This is a genomic window from Ensifer sp. Root1252, from assembly GCF_001425885.1.
Classification (GTDB): Bacteria; Pseudomonadota; Alphaproteobacteria; order Rhizobiales; family Rhizobiaceae; genus Ensifer; species Ensifer canadensis.
In genome coordinates this window covers 1-16135 of sequence record NZ_LMDT01000018.1, presented here as the reverse complement: position 1 = coordinate 16135, position 16135 = coordinate 1, and the positions used below count along the sequence as shown (strand labels likewise).

At 62.3% G+C, this 16135-nt stretch carries 14 protein-coding genes and 2 pseudogenes; 6 read left to right on the top strand and 10 right to left on the bottom strand.

Going from position 1 to position 16135, the window contains the following annotated elements; genetic code table 11:
* Position 1: 1 nt before the first annotated feature.
* Complete coding sequence (locus tag ASD02_RS19085; RefSeq protein WP_057221046.1) at positions 2-1051, bottom strand: phosphotransferase enzyme family protein; 1050 nt, start codon at positions 1049-1051, stop codon at positions 2-4.
* A 183-nt stretch (positions 1052-1234) separates the two neighbouring features.
* Between ASD02_RS19085 and ASD02_RS19080 the strand changes: the two genes are divergently transcribed.
* The 6 genes from ASD02_RS19080 to ASD02_RS19055 all read left to right on the top strand — a co-directional run bounded on the left by ASD02_RS19080 (position 1235) and on the right by ASD02_RS19055 (position 7136).
* Positions 1235-1915: a GntR family transcriptional regulator gene (locus ASD02_RS19080; RefSeq protein ID WP_057219037.1), complete on the top strand. Its 681-nt coding sequence runs from the start codon at positions 1235-1237 to the stop codon at positions 1913-1915.
* A gap of 76 nt (positions 1916-1991) precedes the next feature.
* The gene (locus ASD02_RS19075; RefSeq protein WP_025429178.1) at positions 1992-2732 is read left to right on the top strand and encodes an SDR family oxidoreductase; all 741 of its coding nucleotides are present in this window, start codon (positions 1992-1994) and stop codon (positions 2730-2732) included.
* A 212-nt stretch (positions 2733-2944) separates the two neighbouring features.
* Positions 2945-3997: an ABC transporter substrate-binding protein gene (locus tag ASD02_RS19070; RefSeq protein WP_025429177.1), complete on the top strand. Its 1053-nt coding sequence runs from the start codon at positions 2945-2947 to the stop codon at positions 3995-3997.
* A gap of 110 nt (positions 3998-4107) precedes the next feature.
* Positions 4108-5175, top strand: coding sequence for an ABC transporter ATP-binding protein (locus ASD02_RS19065; RefSeq protein ID WP_171520168.1), 1068 nt, complete (start codon positions 4108-4110; stop codon positions 5173-5175).
* Positions 5172-6350 carry an ABC transporter permease gene (locus ASD02_RS19060; protein ID WP_057219035.1) on the top strand — a complete coding sequence of 393 codons (1179 nt, stop codon included), beginning with the start codon at positions 5172-5174 and terminating at the stop codon, positions 6348-6350. Before ASD02_RS19065 ends, ASD02_RS19060 begins: the two co-directional genes overlap by 4 nt.
* A gap of 3 nt (positions 6351-6353) precedes the next feature.
* Positions 6354-7136 carry an ABC transporter permease gene (locus tag ASD02_RS19055; protein ID WP_057219032.1) on the top strand — a complete coding sequence of 261 codons (783 nt, stop codon included), beginning with the start codon at positions 6354-6356 and terminating at the stop codon, positions 7134-7136.
* An 81-nt stretch (positions 7137-7217) separates the two neighbouring features.
* Here the strand turns inward: ASD02_RS19055 and ASD02_RS37170 are convergent.
* The 9 genes and pseudogenes from ASD02_RS37170 to ASD02_RS19015 form a co-directional block, all read right to left on the bottom strand.
* A pseudogene (locus tag ASD02_RS37170) lies at positions 7218-7337 on the bottom strand (NAD(P)H-dependent oxidoreductase); the annotation flags it as partial.
* 39 nt (positions 7338-7376) lie between these two features.
* Positions 7377-8669, bottom strand: coding sequence for an amidohydrolase family protein (locus tag ASD02_RS19050; protein ID WP_057221045.1), 1293 nt, complete (start codon positions 8667-8669; stop codon positions 7377-7379).
* The gene (locus ASD02_RS19045) at positions 8666-9607 is read right to left on the bottom strand and encodes an ABC transporter permease (RefSeq protein WP_057219028.1); all 942 of its coding nucleotides are present in this window, start codon (positions 9605-9607) and stop codon (positions 8666-8668) included. Before ASD02_RS19045 ends, ASD02_RS19050 begins: the two co-directional genes overlap by 4 nt.
* A gap of 1 nt (position 9608) precedes the next feature.
* The gene (locus ASD02_RS19040; protein WP_025429171.1) at positions 9609-10658 is read right to left on the bottom strand and encodes an ABC transporter permease; all 1050 of its coding nucleotides are present in this window, start codon (positions 10656-10658) and stop codon (positions 9609-9611) included.
* Positions 10648-12177 (bottom strand): ABC transporter ATP-binding protein, encoded by a 1530-nt coding sequence (locus tag ASD02_RS19035; protein ID WP_025429170.1) that lies wholly within the window; start codon positions 12175-12177, stop codon positions 10648-10650. Before ASD02_RS19035 ends, ASD02_RS19040 begins: the two co-directional genes overlap by 11 nt.
* A gap of 133 nt (positions 12178-12310) precedes the next feature.
* Positions 12311-13336 (bottom strand): BMP family protein, encoded by a 1026-nt coding sequence (locus ASD02_RS19030; RefSeq protein WP_057221044.1) that lies wholly within the window; start codon positions 13334-13336, stop codon positions 12311-12313.
* Between the two features lie 283 nt (positions 13337-13619).
* Positions 13620-15056, bottom strand: a complete 1437-nt coding sequence (locus ASD02_RS19025; protein ID WP_057209729.1) for an FAD-binding oxidoreductase — start codon at positions 15054-15056, stop codon at positions 13620-13622.
* A 56-nt stretch (positions 15057-15112) separates the two neighbouring features.
* Positions 15113-15694, bottom strand: coding sequence for an S-(hydroxymethyl)glutathione synthase (gfa, locus tag ASD02_RS19020; RefSeq protein ID WP_057209727.1), 582 nt, complete (start codon positions 15692-15694; stop codon positions 15113-15115).
* A 117-nt stretch (positions 15695-15811) separates the two neighbouring features.
* Positions 15812-16135, bottom strand: a pseudogene (locus ASD02_RS19015) (S-(hydroxymethyl)glutathione dehydrogenase); the annotation flags it as partial.

The window sequence follows — 16135 nt, the reverse complement described above, 5'->3', positions numbered from 1 at the left end:
ATCAGGCCTCGGAAAGGTTGGGCACGAGCCTTTTCAGCCCGGCCGGCGTCAAATCGGATATGTTTTGAAGCCCCCGCCAGGCGGTGGCGTGGTTGCGCAAAATATAGTCGCGGTTTTCCGGGAAGCGTGCGGAGCGCCATTCGGCGATGATGAGAGACATCGCCAGCCGCGACCGGGTCAACACCGGTAGAAGTTCAATTTCGGCAGGCTCCAACGCACGTGCCGAAAGGAACCCCTCCAGGAAGGAACTGGTGCGCGCCGCCCAGTTTTCCGTCGCCAGATGATAGGAAAGCGCGACGGCAAGATCGTTGATGAGTGGCGCATGGACCATGTCGCCGAAATCGATGATGCCGACGACTGCGGTGGGTGCGGCCGGATCGAGCAAGACATTGTGCGGGTTGAAGTCGTTGTGGATGATCTGCCGCCGCTTGAGATTGGTGATGGCGGGAAGCGCCCGCTCGAACTCCGCCAGCACCGCCTCCGCCTGCGCCCGGCGTTCGGGCGCGACATGGTCGAGGACGGCAGTGAGATCGAGCGTGTGGGAAATGTCCCACATCAGCTTTCCCGCCGGCGGGCGTCCGTCATAGTTCTCAAGGCCGAGCCCGAGTTCCGCAAGCGCCCGGCCGACGTTGCGGCTCTGCGCCTCGGAGGCGGGTGTGCGGTACTGCAATTCTCCCCGCAGGAAAGTGAGCAGGCGCATGATGCGCGGGCCATCGGCGGTGGAAAGCGTGTGGCTAGGCTCTCCGCTTTTCGTGAGTATGAGCCGCGGCACCGGTACGGCGGGGGCGGCAGCCTCCAGATGCAGGAGCGCACCGTCCTGGAATTCCAGCGCGGCCGGGTCCTCGGCGGGATTGGCAATCTTGAGGATGAAGTCCGTTTCGTCCGAGCGGGTGAAAAGAAAGGTCTCGTCCCTTTCGCTGGAAAACCGCCTGATCGTGCCGCCCATGCCATAGACCTGCGTCACCGCGGCCTCGGCATCGGCAAGCGATGTCGCACTCCACGTCGCCGACATGGAATCGGCCTTCTTGGCGGTGGGCGATGGCTCCGTCATGCTTGCTCCGTTGGTGGGGTTGCCCGCATTTCCTTCGATTGTCCCTGCCGTCTGCTGACCACGGTGCCGACTAAATTGCCGCCGCAAGCCGTTTGGCGGAAGATGTCCGCGACATGTCATACTTGAAACACGCCGAAAAAGATGCATCAAGTATCTTGTTATTCGATTTTGCGGACCAGTTCCATGCCTCAATTTACGTCACTGGATCATGAGAACCTCAACAGCGCCGTTTATGGTGCGTTGTGCGATGCCCTGATCCAGGGACGGTTCCAGCCCGGCGACCGGCTGAAGATCCGTGATCTGGCGGAACAATTCGGCACGAGCGTCACACCGATCCGCGACGCCATCCTTCGGCTTGCCAATGACGAGGCGATCACCTTCCGCTCGCCGCGCGACATCCGCATCCCGGGTTTGAGCGAAAACCGCTACCGCGAGATCCGCGCAATCCGTGTCCGGCTGGAGGGATTGGCGGCGGAAACCGCCGCCCAGGTGGCGACGAGCACGGATATCGAGGCATTGGAACGCATCTTGCGCGAAAATGAACAGGCAATCGAGGCTGGCGACCGGCTGAAGGGCACGCAACTCAACCAAGCCTTCCACTTCCTGTTGCCGCAGATCGCTGGGCTGCCGGTGCTGAACGGCATCCTGCGGCGGCTCTGGCTGCAGATGGGGCCGCACATTTCCGATGCCTATATAGAGGGTGGACGTGCGATGATCGACCATCACTACCCGGTCGTCGAAGCCCTGAAACGGCACGATTCCGCCGCCGCCTCGATGGCGATCGTCGACGATATCCTGCTCGGCGGCAAGCCGATCCTCGAGCGCATCGAACGGGGAACGGAGCGGGAGGCGCGCTGGGCCTGACATCACTTGGAAGAGGAGGCTTGCAATTCATGGGCGGCCTATTACGATGTATCAAGCATCAACAGAGAACGCTCCCATGACCGAAGAATGCCGCTACATGTTGCTGACGGGTGCGAGCCGCGGGATCGGTCATGCGACGGTCAAGCTCTTCCAGTCGAAGGGCTGGCGCATTCTCACCGTTTCCCGTCAATCCTTTTCCGAGGAATGCGCCTGGCCCTCCGCCCGCGAAAGCCATATCCAGGCCGACCTCGCGGATCTCACGCAGATCGACCGCCTGGCAGCGACGGTGCGCGAGCGCCTGCCGAACGGCCGGCTGCACGCGCTCGTCAATAATGCCGGCATTTCGCCGAAGGGGCCGGGCAAGAGCCGCCTCGGTGTGCTGGATACGGATGCCGATGTCTGGACGCAGGTGCTCAACGTCAATCTTATCTCGACCGCTTTGATCGCCCGCGCACTCATGCCGGAACTGGAAGCGGCGAAGGGCTCGATCGTCAATGTTACGTCGATCGCCGGCTCGCGCGTCCACCCCTTCGCAGGCGTTGCCTATGCGGCGTCCAAGGCGGCGCTTGCCTCGCTGACCCGTGAAATGGCGCACGAATTCGGCCAACGCGGGGTCAGGGCGAATGCCATCGCCCCGGGCGAGATCGAAACGTCGATCCTGTCGCCCGGAACGGATGAACTGGTGGCGGCGGAAGTGCCGATGCGAAGACTGGGCGAACCGCGCGAGGTCGCGGAGACCATCTATTTCCTCTGCACCGAGCCATCGTCCTACATCAACGGCGCGGAAATTCACATCAACGGAGGTCAACACGTCTAACGATGGTCGACTGGGGAAAATCCCCGCTGACCGACAAGGACCGGAGTGCATCATACGGTCGGACAAACGCCCGGGGAGAAAGGGCGCGACGACCGGAAAGGCTGTAATCATCGCAATACGCCAAAGGGACGGGTCAGCAGTCCGCATGAGATCGTCAACGGGGGCCGGAGGCTGACGGCGGTTCCTTCACAAACGAAGAAAAGGGGAGTGCAATGAAGACTATCTTTCAAGCGGGTGTTCTGGCGTCCGCCGTCGTCGTGCTGTCCGCAAGCCTTGCCGCACCGGCATTCGCACGGGACCTGACCGTCGTCTCCTGGGGCGGCAACTATCAGGACGCGCAGCGCAACATCTATTTCAAGCCCTTCGCCGAAAAGACCGGCAAGCCGGTGCTCGACGAAGCCTGGGACGGCGGCATCGGCGTCATCCAGTCGAAGGTCAAGGCCGGCGCGCCGAACTGGGATGCCGTGCAGGTGGAAGCCGAAGAGTTGGCGCTCGGCTGTGCCGACGGACTCTATGAAAAGATCGACTGGGACAAGATGGGCGGCAAGGACAAGTTCCTCGATTCTGCGGTCGATGACTGTGGTGTCGGCGCCATCGTCTGGTCGACGGCGATCGCCTATGACGGTGATAAGCTGAAGGAAGGCCCGGCCTCCTGGGCGGACTTCTGGAATGTCGAAAAATTCCCCGGCAAGCGCTCGCTGCGAAAAGGCCCGAAATATACGCTCGAATTCGCGCTGCTCGCCGATGGCGTCTCTAAGGACGAGCTGTACGACGTGCTTGGGACCGACGAAGGGGTCGAGCGCGCATTTAAGAAGCTCGACGAGCTGAAGCCGCACATCGTTTGGTGGGAATCGGGCGCCCAGCCGCTGCAGTTCCTCGCCTCTGGCGAAGTGGCGATGACGTCGGCCTATAACGGCCGCATCACTGGCATCAACCGCACGGAAGGCAAGAACTTCAAGGTCGTCTGGCCGGGCAGCATCTACGCCGTCGATAGCTGGGTGGTGCTGAAGGATGCGGAAAACAAGGACGCCGCACAGGACTTCATTGCCTTCGCAAGCCTGCCCGAACATCAGGCGAAGCTGCCGGAATTCGTCGCCTACGGCCTGCCGAACAAGGAAGCTGCAGCCAAGGTTCCGGCGGAATTCGCCAAGGACCTGCCGACCGATCCGGCGAACATGACGGAGTCGATCTCGCTGAATGTGGACTTCTGGATCGACAATGCCGAAACGCTGACGCAGCGCTTCAACGCCTGGCTGGCCCAGTAAGAACATTCGCCGCGAAGGGCGCTCCGACGGGCGCCCTTCCTGCCTGGCCGGATGCGTTCTCACGGGTTTTCCGGATGGCGCATCCTTCGCCTCTAGCGATGGAGTCTTCCGTGGCCGAATTCATTCGATTTGACCGCATCACCAAATTCTACGGCCCGCTCTGCGTGGTTGAAAACCTGGCTCTCGGCATTGGCAAGGGCGAGTTCGTAAGCCTGCTCGGCCCCTCCGGCTCCGGCAAGACGACGCTCCTGATGATGCTGGCTGGTTTCGAGCAGCCGACCTCCGGCAATATCCTGCTGGACGGGACGGCGATCAACGACGTGCCGACCCACAAGCGGGACATGGGGGTCGTCTTCCAGAGTTATGCTTTGTTCCCGCATATGTCGGTCGGCGAGAACGTGGCCTTCCCGTTGCAGATGCGTAGGCTGGGCAAGGCGGAGATCGCCGAGCGCGTGGCGCGGGCGCTGGACATGGTGCAGCTGTCGGCCTTCGCCGACCGCCGGCCTTCGCAACTCTCCGGGGGGCAGCAACAGCGTGTGGCGCTTTCCCGCGCGCTGGTCTTCGAGCCGCGCGTCGTGCTGATGGACGAGCCGCTCGGCGCGCTCGACAAGCAGTTGCGCGAGCAAATGCAGCTCGACATTCGCGACCTGCACCGCCGCCTTGGCGTAACGATTGTCTTCGTCACACATGACCAGTCGGAGGCGCTGACCATGTCGGACCGCGTCGCCGTCTTCAACAAGGGTAAGATTGAGCAGATTGGCACGCCGCGGCAGGTCTATGACGAACCGGCGACGCGCTTCGTCGCGGAATTTATCGGCGAGACCAATCTGGTCGAGGGTGTCGTCGAGGCGGTGCAGGGGCAGGAGGCGACCGTGCGCCTGCGGTCCGGCGCGCATATCGTTTCGGCCGTTTCCGGCAGCGTCGCCTCCGGCCAACCCGTCTTTCTCTCTATCCGGCCGGAGCGGGTCGATCTCAGCGAAACGCGCGGCGAAGCGCGCAATTGCCTGGAAACGGAAGTGACCGATTCCGTCTATCAGGGCGATCATCTGCGTGTGCAGTTACAGAACGCAGCGCAACCGCTGATCGCCAAGCTCGGTCGCCGGTCACGCGAATTCCCGCCGGGCACCAAGGTCTATGCGGCCTTTTCAGCCGGCGATTGCCGGGTCATCGCGCCATGAGTGCAGTCTCGTCCCGGACCGGGCGGTCGCTCGTTCTTCTTGCGCCGCTGCTTCTCTTCCTAATCGGCTTCTTCGTCTGGCCGCTGTTCAGCATGATGTCGCAGGCGGTGTCGGATCCAGCCGTGCTGCGCCTGCTTCCGCGCAGCGCCGAAGTGCTGACGGATTGGGATCGAAAGTCGCCGCCAACCATGCCCATGCAGACGGCGCTGATGGAGGACCTGAAGGCCGTCGATGACGACCAGGCGCTCGGCGATATGGTCCGCCGCCTCAACAGCGCACGTTCCGGCTTCCGCACGCTCATGTCCAAGACGACCAGCGCGCTCGACGACACGGCGAACCCGCCCGCCGACCTCGTCTCCATCGACAAGCGTTGGGAGAAACCGGAATTCTGGCTGGCCATCGCCGATGCGCTCGCGCCGCTCACCGATCGCAACCTGCTCGCCGCAGTCGATCTCGGCCGCAATGCCGCCGGCGATATCGAGCAACTCCCAGCCGACCGGTCCGTCAACCGGGTTATCCTCGTGCGCACCTTCTGGATCGCCGCACTTGTCACCTTCGCCTGCGCCGGTATCGGCTTCCCCTATGCGATGATCGCGGCTTCGCTGACCGGCTGGAAGCGCGACCTGATGCTGGCTGCTGTGCTGCTACCGCTCTGGACCTCGCTTCTGGTCCGCACCGCCGCCTGGTTCATCCTGTTGCAGGAAAAAGGGTTGATCAACGACCTTCTGCAAACGCTCGGCCTGATCGATGCGCCGCTGCCGTTGATCTTCAATCGCACCGGCGTCATCATCGCCATGACCCATGTGCTGCTGCCTTTCATGGTGCTGCCAATCTATTCGGTGCTTATTACCATCCCGAAGAATCTGATGCCGGCGGCCGCCTCGCTCGGAGCGCCGCCCTGGCGCGCGTTCCTGCGCGTGCTGCTGCCGCTGAGCCTGCGCGGCGTCGCTTCCGGCAGCCTGCTCGTCTTCATTTCTGCGATCGGCTACTACATCACGCCGGCACTGATTGGCGGGCCGGGTGACCAGATGATCAGCTCGATCATCGCCTTCTACGCCACAGGTTCTGCGAACTGGGGCATGGCCGGGGCGCTTGGCGTCGTGCTGCTTGTCGCGACGCTGCTGCTCTATAGCGTTTATGCGCGGCTCTCCACTGACGAGCCGGGGAGGCGCTAGGTCATGCCGATGAAGCTCACCAAGTTCGTTTTCGCCTCGCTGACGATCCTCTTTCTCGTCGCGCCTCTCATCGCCATCCTGCCGCTCGCCTTCACCTCGAGCGTCATCCTCACCTACCCGATCCCGTCCTGGTCGCTGCGCTGGTTCGAGGAATTGTTCACGGCAGATGCCTGGCGGCGGGCGATCTTTAACAGCCTGATCATCGGGACGGGCACGACGCTGCTCGCCACCGTGCTTGGCACCGCCGCCTCGCTCGGCCTGCGCAACCGCCTCCTCTTCTTCCGCGGGTCAATACGCACGCTTTTTCTACTGCCCATGGTGGTGCCCGCTGTCGTGCTCGGTGTCGGCATGCAGGTGCTACTTGCGGGTTTCGGCCTGACGAACAGCTATGCCGGCGTGATCATCGCCCACACTGTCGTCGCCGTGCCCTTCGTCGTGGTCAGCGTCATCGGCGCGCTTGCCGGCATCGACGAACGCGTGGAACTCGCCGCACAAAGCCTCGGCGCTTCGCCCGCAACAGTCTTCCGCCGCGTGACCCTGCCGCTCGCCATGCCCGGCGTGCTCTCCGGCGCGGTGCTGGCCTTCGCCACCTCGCTGGACGAGGTTGTGCTGACGCTCTTTGTCGCCGGTCCCAACCAGCGTACGCTGGCCCGGCAGATGTTTTCCAGTATCCGCGAGAACATCAGCCCGGCGATTGCGGCAGCGGCCTTCCTCTTCATCGTCGCGACAATTCTGATCGGCCTCGCGGTTGTGCTGTCTCGATCTGTGCTGGCGAAGCGGCGTTAGACAATTTGCGCGTCCGGGATGAAAAGATCGTTGAAGGCTTTGGATACGTAAAGGGATAGATAAGCGCACTGATGCCGGCCCGAGCAGCCAATCGATCGGGTTTTTGAGGCTGCAGGGAATGCTGCGAACATATTCAGGGCTCGAAATGATCAGCCCGTCACTCGCGGAAATTTTCTCGATGAACCGGATGACGCTCTCTGGGGTATTCGGCCCCTCCCGTTCTGTTCTCGTCCAGTCCGTTCAACGTGGCTGCGGTGGCACGATGTGGCGGCGGTTGATGGTCGCCGGACGGCCCTTGATGGACAGGGCCGTATCGCGCTTCTCGCGTTCAGCCACGACCTTGCCCTTCGCCACGACACAGAGCCGCTCGGCGCGCAGCCGCACCGCCTCGATGGGGTTGCCCGCATCGAGCACAACGAGGCTTGCCGATTTGCCGACGGCTAGGCCGAGATGATCGAGTCCCATGATCTCGGCATTGACCTTGGTCACCATGTCGAAACAGGTGCGCATGTCCGCGGGCGAGGACATCTGGGCGACGTGCAATCCCATGAAGGCGACGTCGAGCATGTCGGCCGTGCCGAGGGAGTACCAGGGATCGAGCACGCAATCCTGACCCCAGCCGGTGCGGATGCCGGCCTTCAGCATTTCGGGCACTCGCGTCAGGCCACGCCGCTTGGGATAGGTATCGTGCCGCCCCTGCAGCATGATGTTGATCAGTGGATTGGGGATCGCCGAGACACCGGCTTCCGCAATCAGCGGCAGCAGTTTCGAGACGTAGTAGTTGTCCATCGAATGCATTGAGGTAAGGTGCGAGCCAGCCACCCGGCCTTGCAGGCCGAGCCTCTGGGTCTCATAGGCAAGCTGCTCGATATGGCGCGACAGAGGATCGTCGGTCTCGTCGCAATGCAGGTCGACCATCAGGCCGCGCTCGGCCGCGATCTCGCAAAGTTCGGTAACGGAACGCGTGCCGTCGGACATGGTCCGCTCGAAATGCGGGATGCCGCCGACGATGTCGACGCCCATGTCGAGGGCGCGGATGGTGTTCTCGCGCGCATTCGCCGAGCGGTAGAGCCCGTCCTGCGGGAAGGCGACGAGCTGGAGATCGATATAGGGCGCGATCTCCTTCTTGACCTCGAGCAGCGCTTCCACCGCAAGAAGGCGGTCGTCGCAGGTATCGACATGGGTGCGGATGGCGAGGAGGCCCATCGAGACCGCCCAGTCGCAATAGGCCAGCGCGCGTTCCTTGACGGCCTCGTGGGTCAGGAGCGGCTTGAGTTCGCCCCACAGCGCGATGCCTTCGAGCAGCGTGCCTGAGGCATTGATACGCGGCAGGCCGTAGGACAGCGTTGCGTCCATATGGAAATGCGGATCCACAAAGGGCTGGCTGACGAGGTTGCCCGAGGCATCGACGACACGACCGGCCCCGGCATCGATACGGGGCTCGATCGCGGCGATCCTGTCGCCCTTGATGCCGATATCGGCGACGGTTCCATCGGGCAGCGTGCCGCCCTTTACGATCAGGTCGAAACTCATCTTTCGCCTTTCTGGTACGGGATCATCAAAGCTTTGGGATAGGTGGCGCGGCGTGCGACCAGGATCAGCGCCAGGATCGACAGCGCATAGGGCATCATCAGGAAAACCTGATAGGGCACGATACCGCCCGATATCTGCTGCAGGCGAACCTGATAGGCATCGAATGCGGCAAACAGGATGGCGCCGATCAGCGCCTTTCCTGGTCGCCAGGAGCCGAAGACGACCAGCGCGATGCAAATCCAGCCGCGCCCATTGATCATCTGGAAGAAGAAGGAATTGAAGGCCGAGATGGTGAGAAAGGCGCCGCCGACCGCCATCAGCGCGCTGCCGACGGCGACGGCGCCCATGCGTATGCCGGTGACCGAAATGCCTTGCGCCTCGACCGCCGACGGGTTTTCACCCGCAGCGCGAACGGCAAGGCCAATGGGGGTGCGATAGAGGATCCAGGCGACGGCTGCGACCGACACGAATGCGAGATAGGTCAGCGGCGTCTGGGTAAACAGCGCCTCACCAACGACAGGAATGCTGGACAGGCCCGGGATCGGCAAGGGCTGGAACGGCTCGATCTTGGGCGGCGACGTCACCTCGGGCAGCGCAAGACGATAGGTGAAATAGGTAAGGCTTGTAGCAAGCAGCGTAACGCCGATGCCGACGACGTGTTGCGACAGGCCGAGCGGTACCGTGAGCGTGGCGTGCAGCAAGCCGAACATGGCACCGACCAGGGCAGCGACCAGCACGCCGGCCCAAAGATCGCCGCCAGAATAGACGGTGAACCAGCCGGCGAAGGCGCCTGCCGTCATGATCCCCTCGATGCCGAGGTTGAGGACGCCCGCGCGCTCGCAGATCAACTCGCCCATGGTTGCGAAGATCAGCGGCGATGCTATGCGGATGGCGGCGACCCAGAAGGAGGCGGTGAAGAGGATCTCAAGCGCGTCCATGTCACCTCCACCTTATCCGGAATCGCGTCAGAAGGATCGCGACAACCATCGTCAGCAGCGAGGTGGCGACCATGACGTCGGCTATGTAACTCGGCACCTTGGCCGCACGGCTCATGGCATCGGCGCCGACGAAAATGCCGGCGACGAAGATGGCCGATGCGATGACGCCGAGCGGGTTGAGCATGGCCAGCATCGCGACGACGATGCCGGAGTAGCCGTAGCCCGGCGACAGGTCGAGCGTCAGGTTGCCCTTGAGCCCCGAGACTTCTGAAAAGCCGGCAAGTGCGGCCAACCCGCCCGAAAGCAGCGCCGTCTTCATGAGCGTGCGGTTGACCAGAATGCCGACAAAGCGTGCGCCCTCGGCATTGAGGCCGACGGCGCGCATTTCGTAGCCGAGAACCGTCTTTTTCATGACGACCCAGACGAGAACGGCCGAAGCAAGGGCAATGACGAAACCATAGTGCAGGCGCTTGCCCTGGATGAGGCGTGGCAATTGCGCTTCGGCGATCACCTTCTGCGATTGCGGCCAGCCGAGCCCCATCGGATCCTTGAGCACACCTTCAAGCAGCATCGACACGAACAACAGGACGATGAAGTTGAGCAGCAGCGTGGTGACCACCTCATCGACGCCGAAGCGGGTCTTCAGCACGGCCGGGCCAAGCAGAAGCATTGCGCCTGCGGCCATGACGGCGGCCATGATCACCGGGATCAGAATGACCGAAGGTAGCGGCAGCGCGCCGGTTCCCAGCACCACGGTGACGACGCCCCCGATGTAGAGTTGCGCTTCTGCGCCGATGTTCCAGAGCTTGGCCCGGAAGGCGACGGCGATCGCCAAGCCCGTGAAGATCAGCGGCGTCGCGCGGGTCAAGGTTTCCATGAGCGCGAACTGCGAGCCGGCCGCACCCTTGGCCACAAGATAGAAGACGGACAGTGGCGAAGCGCCAGCGGCAAGAACCAGCATCGACGTCAGCAGCAGCGTGGTGGCGATGGCTGCCAGCGGAAACAGCAAGGTGACCGTCAATGACGGTGCGGGCTTCGGCTCAAGCCGCATGATCGCTAGGCTCCCCGCTGTGGCCTGCCATCAGCTCCCCCAGTTCCCGAATGCTGCGTTCACCGCGCGAAGACGGCGTCGATAAGCGCCCCTTGGACATGACGATGATGCGGTCGGACAATGCCAGGATTTCCTCAAGGTCCTCCGAAATCAGCAATATCGCCGCGCCCCTTTCCCGCGCTTCAAGCAACATGCGGTGAACATAGGCGACGGCGCCGACATCGAGGCCGCGGGTCGGCTGGCTTGCAAGGATGACCGCCGGGTCGGGATCAAGGGCCCGGCCGAGGATGAGCTTCTGCATATTGCCGCCCGAGAGCAGGCGTATGCGGGCCTCGGGCGAGGGGCATTTGACGTCGTAGTCGGCAATGAGTTTCTCGGCGAAGCGGCCGGCGGCTTTCCAGTTCAGGAAGCCCATGCGGTTGAACCGCGGGCTCCGGTAGCGTTCGGCGATGACGTTCTCCGCCACACTCATGTCGCCGATGCTGCCGATAGCGTGGCGGTCTTCCGGAATGCGGGCCACGCCATGGGCGAGCGCAGCGCGCGGCGACCAGTCAGCGACTTCCTGCCCGGCGATGGAAATGCTGCCGCCGGTTGGACGCCGGATGCCGGCGATGAGGCCGGCAAGGACAGCCTGACCATTGCCGGCAACGCCGGCAAGGCCGGTGATTTCACCAGCTGTCAGCGTGAGCGACACCTTATCGAGGCCGGCTCCGTTATACGGCGCTGTTGAGACGCCCTCGAGCGCCAGCAGCGGTGCGCCCAGTTTCACCGGGCTGACCTCCGCCGGCTTGACCTCCTGGCCAACCATGAGGGAGGCCAGTTCTTTGCGATCGGTCGAGCCTGTCTCGCGCTCGCCGACGAGCTGGCCGGAGCGCAGAACCAGTACACGATCGCTGACAGCCATCACTTCGTGCAACTTGTGGGAGATGAAGATGATCGACAGGCCTTTGGCGACGAGCAGTTTCAGCGTCCGGAACAATGCGTCGGTCTCGGCGGGGGTCAGAACAGCCGTCGGCTCGTCCAGGATGAGAATGCGGGCTTCGCGATAAAGGGCCTTCAGGATCTCGACGCGCTGGCGTTCGCCGACCGAAAGGGTGGAGACGGTGGCCGCGGGATCGACGGCGAGGCCGAAATCGGTAGACAGTTGCGCGATGCGCCGCCGCGCTGCGGCCCGGTCGAGCCGCATGCGCCAGAGGCCCTGCGTGCCAAGCGCGATGTTTTCCTGCACCGTCATGTTGTCGGCGAGAGTGAAGTGCTGGTGGACCATGCCGATGCCGGCATCGAGGGCTGCGCGCGGATCTCCCGGCGGAAGCGGCTTGCCAAAGGCCTCTACGGTTCCTTCGTCTGCGATGTAGTGGCCGAAGAGAATGTTCATCAGCGTCGTCTTGCCGGCGCCGTTCTCCCCGAGAAGCGCGATGACTTCGCCCCGCTTCAGGTCGAAGGAAATGGCCTCGTTGGCTCGGAGCGGGCCGAAACGCTTGCTGATGCGTGAAAGACGAAGGGCGGGATTGCTTGACACATCGGTGACCGGAAGTGGCGTTGCGGGGGAGGCTTCCTTTCCCGTCCAGGGAGGGAATGGTCGCTGCCGGCGAAGGGTAATCCCTCGTCCGGCATTGCCAACCACCTCTCCCATGAACGGAAGGAGAAGAGGGCTAGCTCGATTTTGGCTCGGCGTCGTTGATCTCGACGGCGAACGAGCCATCCTTGATCATCTTTTCCTTCTCCGCGACCTTGGCCTTGATGTCGTCCGGAACCTTGCTGTCGAAGGTGCCGAGAGGCGCGAGCGAACAGCCGCCGTTCTTCATGAAGGAATAGACGCCGTAGTCGTCGGCCTTGAAAGTGCCGGCCTTCACTTCGGCGATAGCCTTGTCGAGTGTCGGTTCGAAATGCCACAGCGCGGAGGCGACAACGGTGTCCGGATAGTCCGCCTGGGTATCGATGACATTGCCAATGGCCAGGACTTTCTTCTCCTTGGCGGCGTCGGACACGCCGAAACGCTCGGCATATAGAAGGTCCGCACCGCCATCGATCTGGGCGAATGCGGTCTCCTTGGCCTTGGGCGGATCGAACCACGAGCCGATGAAGGCGACCTGGAACTTGGTGTCCGGGGCCACTTCATTCACGCCAGCCATGAACGCGTTCATCAGCCGGTTGACCTCCGGGATCGGATAGCCTCCCACCATGCCGATGTTCTTGGACTTGGTCATTGCGCCGGCGACCAGGCCGGACAGATAGGATGCGTCCTGGATATAGTTGTCGAAAACCGAAAAGTTCGGCACGGCGGCATCGGGCTTGAAGCTCGAGCCCATCAGGAAGGCGACGTCAGGATAGTCTTTGGCGACGGCGCGGGCGGCATCCTCGACGCCGAAGACCTCGCCCAGGATCAGCTTGTGGCCGGCCTCGCAATATTCGCGCATGACGCGCTCGTAATCGTTGTTCGCGGTGTTTTCAGAATAGACATATTCGATGTCGCCGCGCTCCTTGGCGGCATTAGCTGCCTTGTGGATACGGCTGACCCACTGCTGCTCGACCGGGACGGTATAGATGGCCGCCACCTTTATCGGGTCCGCAGCAAACAGACGGCTCGGCAGACCCGCCGCGGCCACCACGGCGGATGCGCCAGCAACTTTCATCAGGGTTCTTCTGGAAATGGCGGAATGGAAGGAATTGCTATGCATTAAATTCCCCTCTGGTTGATTGCGCGTTTTGGAACACGTCTTTTTTACCACTTGGTCAATGTAGGTGAAGTTGGAGGTTGCAGCAATTGGGTGCCGCGGAAAGTTCGCCGCAGGCAATGGAAGCAAAACGCGGGATCACGAAGGCCGCTCGATCGTGGATTGCGGGCGTGAGCCCATCGCGGCGCTGAGCAAAGGCCTGCCGCTATTCTCCGAAATCGCCGCGCCGACGCTTCTCAAGCTGATGAGCTCGAAGGCCTTTCCGGGGGTGGGGGGTGGCGCAGATCTATCGGGTGGCGTGAACCCGTCGCCGAAGGGTCGGTTGCCGGGGCAACACCTTTCCCGGATTGAGGATCGCGGACGCATCGAGCGTGTCCTTGACCCGATGCATCAGCGCCAGCTTGACCGGGTTCGATGTGGCTGACAGTGACCCCACTCTCTTGGTGCCGATCCCATGCTCGGCAGAGAATGACCCGCCGATCGTAACTATGTCCCTGTAGAGCACCTTCTCAATGGCTTTCGCCTTTTCGCCTGCAATGTCACTGCCAGCCGCGTTGAGGACGATATGGAGATTTCCGTCAGCAAGATGGCCGAACACGTAGGGATCGAACGTGGCATCCAGTCCCCTGAGATCTGCAAGACAGCGATTAAGATAAGACCCGACTTGCGATAGAGGAACCGAGACATCGTAGGATGGTGCGCTCGGATGCTTTCGGTAGATGAGGTCCGTGTCTTCGCGCAGTCGCCAAAGATCCATCTCCTGCGCACCTGAGGATGCAATGACGGCTGAGGCGTCGGGGTGATCCTCGATGACGTCTTCATAGATACGTCCCAGTTCCGATTGCAACGCTCCCTCCTCGGCCCCGCTTAGTGAAACCAGCAGGTTGACCGGATGCTCGGCATTGTAGTCCGAGACAGACCAACGATGATGGCCGGATGTCAGACGGAAATAGGTGTTCCAGATCGCTTCCGCAGCGCGTAGTTGACCGTACTCGGCGTCGAGACCTCGACGAACTGTCTCGAGCGCTGCATCAACTGACGGTAAACCGAAGAGGACAGTGGCCGTGGCAAAGGGCTGGGGCTCAAGCTTGACGGCAATACGCGTTATGATGCCGAGTGTTCCTTCGGCTCCCACAAAGAGATGTTTCAGATCATAGCCGGCCGCGTTTTTCACGACCCGTGTAAGATCGGAATAGATCGAGCCATCCGCGAGCACGGCCTCCAGGCCAAGAATGCGATGCCGCATGACCCCAAACCGAAAGGCTGCAATACCCCCGGCATTCGTCGAGGCCATACCTCCGATCGTTGCCGAACCGCGCGATGGCAAATCGATCCCTGTTTCAAGTCGATGCTCCGCGGCCGCCACTTGCAGCGCTTGCAGTGTCACGCCGGCCTCCACGACCGCAACCCGCTCGATTGGTGAAATATCCAGGATTCGATTGAGGCGGGCGGTTGAAAGCACCAGTTCGCCCGGCCGAGACATCGCCCCGCCTACGAGCCCGGTTCGTCCTCCATGGGTGACGAGCGAGATCCCGTTGGCGAGGCAACATTTGACGACGGCGGCAACCTCATCGGTCGTTCTCGGGTAGACCACGGCGCCTGCCCCGAGATTTTCAGGTGCAACTCCGTGGTCGACCGTGGCAATGGCCTCCCCGTCCTTGAGATTTTCGTCACCAACAATTCTACGAATTTCGTCTTTGAATTCGGGCTGTAGGCGATCCATTCGATGTTACCTGTTGGTGGATGTCGAGAACGGTGAGATGTCTGCGGCAGACTTGTTCAGGCAGTTTCGGTTTTGAGCGCGCCACTCTTCTTTGCCGTCCAGGTGGCGATGAAGTCCATGAGCCCAGGGTTGAGGCAGTCATAGGGCTCAATACCAAGCTCTCGCAGGCGGGCACGTACGCCATCCATCTTTGCCGGATCGTATCCGCTTTCGATGATCGAAGACACGAAAGCCGCAAACCCCGGCTTCGCCCAGCCCGTTTCCTGGAACCGCTCAGGATGCAAGAAGGAAAGCCCCTTGAACGGATGGTCGCGTTCGACCGGGCCGTACATGTGCACGCCGCAGTCCTTGCAGGCGTGGCGCAGAATAAGAGCGGTCGGGTCCACGACAGCGAGCTTGTCGCCGTTTTCGAGTATCTCGACATTGTCCGTCGGCGCGACGGCGACGACCGAGAAGACAGCACCATCGGGCTTCCAGCACTTGGTACAGCCGCATGCATGGTTATGGGCAATGTCGCCCCTGATCCGGATCTTCACAGGGTTGCTCGCGCAGTTGCACACAAGTGTGCCGCCCGAGAAGGCTGCATCGGTCGCCTGGAAACCGGAATCGAGGGATGGATGTATCGCAACGCTTGGCATGGGCTTCTCCTCCTTCATGGCCGGCGCGGTATGCCCGGCAGATCATTGGCATCGCCGGGCGGACGCTTGGCGATGTGATGAACGGATTGCATTCGTGATGCGGTCTTGAACCCGCGCTCAGTATACCACGACGCTGCGGATGCTTTCGCCGGAATGCATCAGTTCGAAGCCCTTGTTGATGTCTTCGAGCGGCATCGTGTGGGTGATCATCGGATCGATCACGATCTTGCCCTCCATGTACCAGTCGACAATCTTCGGCACGTCGGTGCGGCCGCGCGCGCCGCCAAAGGCGGTGCCCATCCAGCTGCGGCCGGTGACGAGCTGGAACGGGCGGGTGGAGATCTCCTGGCCGGCACCGGCAACGCCGATGACCACCGACTTGCCCCAGCCGCGATGCGAGGCTTCGAGCGCCTGGCGCATCACCTTGGTGTTGCCGGTGCA

Bases quoted from the DNA above. Each gene is read 5' to 3' on its own strand.
- ASD02_RS19025 (WP_057209729.1), bottom strand. From the start codon at position 15,056: ATGGATCGCCTACAGCCCGAATTCAAAGACGAAATTCGTAGAATTGTT.
- ASD02_RS19070 (WP_025429177.1), top strand. From the start codon at position 2,945: ATGAAGACTATCTTTCAAGCGGGTGTTCTGGCGTCCGCCGTCGTCGTG.
- ASD02_RS19055 (WP_057219032.1), top strand. From the start codon at position 6,354: ATGCCGATGAAGCTCACCAAGTTCGTTTTCGCCTCGCTGACGATCCTC.
- ASD02_RS19045 (WP_057219028.1), bottom strand. From the start codon at position 9,607: ATGGACGCGCTTGAGATCCTCTTCACCGCCTCCTTCTGGGTCGCCGCC.
- gfa (WP_057209727.1), bottom strand. From the start codon at position 15,694: ATGCCAAGCGTTGCGATACATCCATCCCTCGATTCCGGTTTCCAGGCG.
- ASD02_RS19080 (WP_057219037.1), top strand. From the start codon at position 1,235: ATGCCTCAATTTACGTCACTGGATCATGAGAACCTCAACAGCGCCGTT.
- ASD02_RS19060 (WP_057219035.1), top strand. From the start codon at position 5,172: ATGAGTGCAGTCTCGTCCCGGACCGGGCGGTCGCTCGTTCTTCTTGCG.
- ASD02_RS19050 (WP_057221045.1), bottom strand. From the start codon at position 8,669: ATGAGTTTCGACCTGATCGTAAAGGGCGGCACGCTGCCCGATGGAACC.
- ASD02_RS19030 (WP_057221044.1), bottom strand. From the start codon at position 13,336: ATGCATAGCAATTCCTTCCATTCCGCCATTTCCAGAAGAACCCTGATG.
- ASD02_RS19040 (WP_025429171.1), bottom strand. From the start codon at position 10,658: ATGCGGCTTGAGCCGAAGCCCGCACCGTCATTGACGGTCACCTTGCTG.
- ASD02_RS19085 (WP_057221046.1), bottom strand. From the start codon at position 1,051: ATGACGGAGCCATCGCCCACCGCCAAGAAGGCCGATTCCATGTCGGCG.
- ASD02_RS19075 (WP_025429178.1), top strand. From the start codon at position 1,992: ATGACCGAAGAATGCCGCTACATGTTGCTGACGGGTGCGAGCCGCGGG.